The organism is Limnohabitans sp. (assembly GCF_044373035.1).
Classification (GTDB): Bacteria; Pseudomonadota; Gammaproteobacteria; order Burkholderiales; family Burkholderiaceae_C; genus Limnohabitans_A.
The window spans coordinates 25,072-31,334 of record NZ_JBILQU010000024.1 but is presented as its reverse complement, the minus strand read 5'-3'; the positions used below and the strand labels follow the sequence as shown (position 1 = coordinate 31,334).

Annotated in this window: 5 protein-coding genes; 2 read left to right on the top strand and 3 right to left on the bottom strand. The window is 61.0% G+C overall.

Features of this window, described 5'->3' with window-relative positions; genetic code table 11:
* Positions 1–425 precede the first annotated feature (425 nt).
* Positions 426–2,015, bottom strand: coding sequence for a GMC family oxidoreductase (locus ACIQ47_RS05890; RefSeq protein WP_396437259.1), 1,590 nt, complete (start codon positions 2,013–2,015; stop codon positions 426–428).
* Positions 2,016–2,230: 215 nt separating this feature from the next.
* On the opposite strand from ACIQ47_RS05890, the gene ACIQ47_RS05885 reads away from it, so the two are divergent.
* Positions 2,231–3,382: an alkane 1-monooxygenase gene (locus ACIQ47_RS05885; RefSeq protein ID WP_396437258.1), complete on the top strand. Its 1,152-nt coding sequence runs from the start codon at positions 2,231–2,233 to the stop codon at positions 3,380–3,382.
* A 138-nt stretch (positions 3,383–3,520) separates the two neighbouring features.
* On the opposite strand, the gene hutG is transcribed toward ACIQ47_RS05885, so the two are convergent.
* Both hutG and ACIQ47_RS05875 read right to left on the bottom strand, forming a co-directional pair.
* Positions 3,521–4,336: an N-formylglutamate deformylase gene (gene hutG / locus ACIQ47_RS05880; protein WP_396437257.1), complete on the bottom strand. Its 816-nt coding sequence runs from the start codon at positions 4,334–4,336 to the stop codon at positions 3,521–3,523.
* Between the two features lie 54 nt (positions 4,337–4,390).
* Complete coding sequence (locus tag ACIQ47_RS05875; RefSeq protein ID WP_396437256.1) at positions 4,391–5,110, bottom strand: Crp/Fnr family transcriptional regulator; 720 nt, start codon at positions 5,108–5,110, stop codon at positions 4,391–4,393.
* 149 nt (positions 5,111–5,259) lie between these two features.
* On the opposite strand from ACIQ47_RS05875, the gene ACIQ47_RS05870 reads away from it, so the two are divergent.
* Positions 5,260–6,258, top strand: coding sequence for an ABC transporter substrate-binding protein (locus ACIQ47_RS05870; RefSeq protein WP_396437255.1), 999 nt, complete (start codon positions 5,260–5,262; stop codon positions 6,256–6,258).
* Positions 6,259–6,263: the final 5 nt, after the last annotated feature.

Here is a 6,263-nt window from a genome sequence, read left to right as displayed (position 1 = left end):
CGGTGGTCTTGAATGGCAATTGCTTTTCATGCAAGGCCACGAATACAGACATCGCGTAAGGTGAAGCGTGGTGTGAATCTACGTACAAGTGCATGACTTATCCTTTACCGATTGGAAGATGTCTAGGGTGATGTAAACGACATAACCCTGCTGATACTTCCGGGCTGGGTCGATACATCGTGTTGTTGAAATCGTTGAAAGTGGCTTGCGCTTTGTCTTGCATACCCCACCCGACAACCAAGCCCCTCGCAACCTCCCTCCCGCACCATCCAGAGAAGAAGGCGTAAAGCGCTCCACTGTACCGGAAAAATACAAAAAAAATTAGCTAAAAAATTTTGATGGGCTCAACGCTTTTCAGAGGCTCGCCATTGCAACGAACAACATAAAACCAAGCTTCGCACCCACAAGCCGCCCGTTGAAAACCATCAATGCCCTGCGCGAATCCATTCCGCCGCCTTCTCCGCGATCATGATCGTCGGCGCATTGGTGTTGCCGCTCACGATGCGCGGCATGACCGATGCATCGACCACGCGCAGGCCGGGCACACCGTGCACGCGCAGTTGCGCGTCCACCACCGCCATGCCGTCTTGGCCCATGCGGCAGGTGCCTACCGGGTGGTACACCGTGTCGGCGTTTTGGCGAATCCAGTGTTCGAGTTGTTCGTCGCTGCGCGCATCGGCAGATGCGGTCCACTCTTTGCCATACGCGGCCAAAGCAGGTTGCGCCAAGATGTTTTGGGCTTGACGCACGCCATCGCGCAGGCGCTGCAGGTCACGCGGATCGCTCAAAAACTGCGGGTCAATCAAAGGGGCGCTGTTCGGGTGGCGGTCGGTCAACTGCACACGACCACGGCTGTCTGGTTGCAACAAACACACATGCAAAGAGTAGCCATGCCCCAGCGTCAGTTGGCGGCCATGGTCCACCAGTTTGGCCACCACAAAGTGCAGTTGAATGTCCGGGTGCGCCTCTTCGGGTCGGCTTTTGTAAAAGGCACCGCCTTCTGCGAAATTGGTGGTGAGCGGCCCCTTGCGGTGCTGCCGCCAGGCCCACAGGGCTTGCAAGGTCTGCCACGCGCCTTGGGGAGAGACGCCGATCAAATCGGTGTGCCCCGGCGCATCGGCCACCAGCACCGCGTCGGGGTGGTCGTGCAGGTTTTCGCCCACGCCTGGCAAGTCGCGCAGCACGTCAATGCCCAGACTTTGCAAATGCGCGGCGGGCCCAATGCCTGAGCGCATGAGGATGGCGGGTGACTGAAAAGCACCTGCACTCAAAATGATTTCGCGCCGGGCGGTCACGGTCTGCGCTTGGCGGCCCTGCAAGGCGTGCACCTGCCGCGCCACGCCATCGACCAAACCCATGCGGTCCACGGTGACACCGGTCATGACGTGCAAATTGGGGCGGCCACGATTGGGTGTGAGGTAGGCCTTGGCCGCGCTGAAACGCTCACCTGCCTTCTGCGTGACCTGGTACAGGCCCACGCCTTCTTGTGTGGGGCCATTGAAGTCGGTGGTGTGCGTCAAACCCGCTTGCACCCCTGCCTCGACAAAGCGTTTGGCGAACGCATTGGGGCTTTGCAAATCGGCCACGTTCAAGGGGCCGTGTTGGCCATGCCATTCGTTGTGGATCCGCTCGTTGTGCTCGGCCTTCAGAAAGTAGGGCAAGACCTCGGCCCACGACCAGCCCGTGCAACCCATCTGGGCCCAGGTGTCGTAGTCAACCTGTTGGCCGCGGATGTAGGCCATCGCGTTGGTGGAGCTGGAGCCCCCCAAGGTGCGGCCACGCGGCTGAAAACCGATGCGGCCGTTCAAGCCGGGTTGCGGCACGGTGTTCAGGCCTTGCGAGACGATTTCGGTGCGGGCCATGAGCGCGATGCCCGCCGGGCAATGGATCAAGGCACTGGTGTCGGGCGGCCCGGCTTCGATCAGGGCCACCTGCACGGTGGGGTCTTCGCTCAAACGGGCTGCCAGCACACAACCGGCCGAGCCACCGCCCACGATCACGTAGTCAAATTCCATGAATTCCCCCCGTTCAAATGTTGTGTGCGACCAATATAAGGGCTCCAGCGTGCCGTGGCGTGTCTTGTGTGCATCAGGGTTTTTCCCAGCAAACCCCTGGCCATGGCGACATCTCCTTGGCCCCAACACCCCTCACAATGGCACCACATTGGGAGACAAGTTATGCGTGCTGTCCTTGAGTTTGTTGGCCCTGAACGCCTCAGCAGGCATCAGCCGTGAACAGTCCAAGCATCCCGCTCGACGAGGCTTGGCAAGACAAGCGCTGGTGGTGGCTGCTGAGCCCTTCGATACCCCTGACATTCACAGGCTCCTTGCTGGCCTTCGTCTGGACAGGGCAATGGTGGTGCATGCTGCTGGCCCCACTGATCATCCATGTGTTGTTGCCCGTGCTTGACCGCATTTTTGGCGAGGACTTCAGCAACCCGCCCGAATCGGCGGTGGCGCAACTCGATGCCGATGTGTTTTACCGCGCCATGGTGTGGGCTTATGTGCCTGTGCAACTGGTCGGCACGGTCTTGGGTGCTTGGATCGCGGTCACCCAACCGCTGGCCTGGATGGGCTATGCCGCCTTGGTGCTCACGGTGGGCGCGATCAACGGCATTGGCATTGGCACCGCGCATGAGCTGGGCCACAAAAAGGAGGCCGTGGACCGTTGGCTGTCCAAGATCGCTTTGGCGCCCAGTGCGTATGGCCACTTTTTTGTGGAGCACAACCGGGGTCACCACAAACGCGTGGCCACCCCGGAAGACCCAGCGAGCGCACGCATGGGCGAAAGCTTTTGGGCTTTTTTACCCAGATCGGTGTGGGGCAGCCTGCAATCGGCCTGGGCGCTGGAGCAAGAGCGGTTGAACAAACAAGGCCACAGCGTTTGGCACCCCCAAAACCACAACCTGCAGGCCTGGGGCCTGACGCTGCTGTTGTTTGGGGCGCTGTGTGGGTGGCTGGGTTGGATGGCGTTGCCGTTGCTGCTGTTGCAGGCGGGGTACGCCATCTCGATGCTGGAGGTGGTGAATTACGTGGAGCATTACGGATTGCTCCGGCAAAAAGACACAGCCGGGCGCTACGTGCGTTGCGAGCCCGAGCACTCTTGGAACAGCAACCACCTGGTGGGCAACCTCTTGCTGTACCAACTGCAAAGGCATTCGGACCACCACGCCCACCCCAGTCGCCGCTACCAGGCGCTGCGGCATTTCGCCAACGCACCGCAACTGCCGGCGGGTTACGCCACCATGATCACGGTGGCGTATTGGCCACCCCTGTGGTTTGCGTGGATGGATCGCCGCGTGATGTCCCACTACGGCGGCGACTTGGGTTTGGTGAATGTGCAAGCGTCGGCTCGGCAAAAACTCATGCGACGCTGGGCCTGAATGCCATACCCCCTTGAAGGCTGTCACAACATTCAAGGGATGGCTTTTTTGTAGGAGCCCACCCCTGTGGGCGATGGGCGTTGAACACGCCCTGCAAAACATCGCCCATAGGGGTAGGCGCCACAAAATCGAGCCGAATCAATGAGATTCGACAAATGCCAACACGGCCTCCAGCATCTTGCGCACATGCGGCTGCACGCCCGCAGCCACCTCGGGCAGATAGTCAAACGGCCAGCTTTCTTGCATGTAGCTGCACTGCGTCATTTCCAGTTGCACCGCGTGAATGCCTTGAGCTGGGTTGCCGTATTGGCGGGTGATGTGCCCGCCTTTGAAGCGGCCGTTGAGCACCGCCGTGTAGCCGGTGGCTTGTTTGCCAATGGCCAGCAGCTGCTCGGCCAATGACGGGTCGCAACTGGCCCCGTTGGCCGTGCCCAGGTTCAGGTCGGGCAATTGGCCTTCAAAAAACCGCGGCAACACCGAGCGGATCGAGTGCGCGTCCCACAGGGCGGCCACGCCATGCACCTTGCGCAGCCGCGCCAGCTCTTGCGCCAACTGCGCGTGGTAGGGGTGCCAAATGGCGTCGCGCCGCTGGGCGATTTCGGCCTCGCCCGGCACATCGGCCGGGTCGCGGTACAGCGGTTGGTCGTCAAACAAGTCCACCGGGCACAGGCCGGTCACGCTTTGCCCGGGGTACAGGCTGGCACCATCGGGTGGGCGGTTCAGGTCAATCACAAAGCGCGAATGCGTGGCCACCAGCACCGAGGCCCCCAGCGCATCGGCAAAGTCGTACAGGCGCTCCAGATGCCAGTCGGTGTCGGGCACGCGCCGGGCTTCGTCGGTCAGGCGTGCGGCCAATGCAGGCGGCACATGCGTGCCCACATGCGGCATCGAGATCAGCAGTGGGCGCGTGCCTTGGCGAAAACAGAAGGGGGGCTCGGTGGTTTGAAAAGTCATGGGTGATGGCCTGTTGATCGATTGAAAAGAACGTGTTGGCGTGGCATCTTGCGCTCAGCGGCGCAGCAGCACGATGTTGCGGTAGCCCAACCGGATCAGGCCCTGCTCTTGAAAATGCCGCAGCTGTTGGTTCACGCGTTGGCGCGAGGCCGAGGCAGCTTGGGCCAGGTCGGACTGGCTCACGCGCAGCATCACACCGTCGGGCACGGTCACGCTGTTGAATTTGGCGATGCGCTCCAGCGCAGCCCACACCCGCTGCTCCAGGCTGTGCATACCCCGGTCGGCCAGGGTGTCGAAGAGTTGATTGATGCGCAGGCCCAGGATGCGCAACAAATCCACCGCCACGGCGGGGTCGTTGGTGATCAGGTCGACCAAGCGGGTTCGCTCAATGTGCAGCACCTGGGTGGCGCCCACAGCCACCAAATCAGCGGGGTAGGTGGATTCGGCAAACACCGAACTCAGGCCCGAGATTTCGCCTGGCAGCATCCAGCGCAGCAATTGCTCTTCGCCTTCGGGCGTGGTCACGCTCACCCGCAAGCGCCCCTTGACCAGCAGCAAGGCCGTCGAGGTGGATTGCCCCCGGCTGAGCACCACTTGCCCTTCGGTCCAGTGGCGTACCACACCCACACTGTGCAAGGCTTTGGCTGAACGCTCTGTCAGGGCCGAGTTTTCAGCCCACACCTTGGTGAACACATCGGCATCGAGCGCTTTGTAGGCAGGCTGGAGCGCTGTGCTTTGCTTGGATTTGACAGAACGGGTGGGCGGCAAAGGCATGGTGTCTTCCATGTTGATGAGAAATGTTTTTTTGAGTGCTTTCCCCTAAATTGTCACATCAGAAACAATTTGACGCATCCATGGGGCTTCAAATCTGCTTCGCCGAGCTTGACGGTGATCAAGCCTGTAACCCATCCATTGGAGACAACATGAAATTTACTGCCCCTGCATTTGTTCGCACCACTTTGGGTGCCATCGCCTTGACCCTGGGCGCCAGCGCCATGGCGCAGTCCGTGGTGCGGTTCCAAGACTATCCTGGCACCGGCAATCTGTTGGTGCGTGTGGCCCAAGAACAAGGTTTCTGCCAGCAAGCGGGCATTCGCTGCGAACTGCGCACCATCCCAGCCGCGCCATTGGGCATGCAGACCATGCTCTCCGGTGACATCGAGGTGTTTTTTGGACCGACCGAAGTCGCCGCTGCAGCCGTGGCCCGCAAGGCCCCCATTTCCATCATTGCCGCAGGCTTCGTTGACCCGGTGTTTTTCATGGCCGCAGGTGCCAAAACCGAATTGGCGACCGAAAAAGAAGGCTACCCCGGTGTGGTCAAGTCCTTCAAGGGCAAGAAAATCGGCGTGACCCAACGTGGCTCGGGCGCTGAATTCCAAGTCATCGACATGCTCGCAGATGTGGGCCTGACCGCGAACGACGTGACCTTTGTGGCCGTGGGCGCACCCGACACCGCTTTCCCTGCCCTCACACGCGGCCAAGTCGATCTGATCATGACCTTCCCGCCCACCGATGGCATGTGCGAGGTGCTGAAAGCCTGCCGCCTGGTGGTCGATCCCCGCAAAGGCCAGGGGCCCAAGAGCATGCTGGCCACCCGTGGCGGCGCTGGCACCATGGCGGTGAAGTCCGACTGGGCAGCGGCCAATCCGCAAACGGTGGCCGGTATCCGCAGGATGCTGGACTTGTCGGATGCTTTCATCGCCAACCCGGCCAACTTCGGCAAGACACTGGAGATCCTGCGCAAGACCTTTGCCCTGCAATTGCCCAACGCAGACCAGATCGCTGAGGTGAGCTTGCGCAACTCCCTCGGCAACTTCAAGGCCCGTGGCACTGTGCCCGCCATGCAGGCGGTGGCCGATGCCATGACCGAAAACAAACTGCTGCCCGGCAGAGTGGACATGGCCCCCGCAGTCTTGCCTTGAACCTC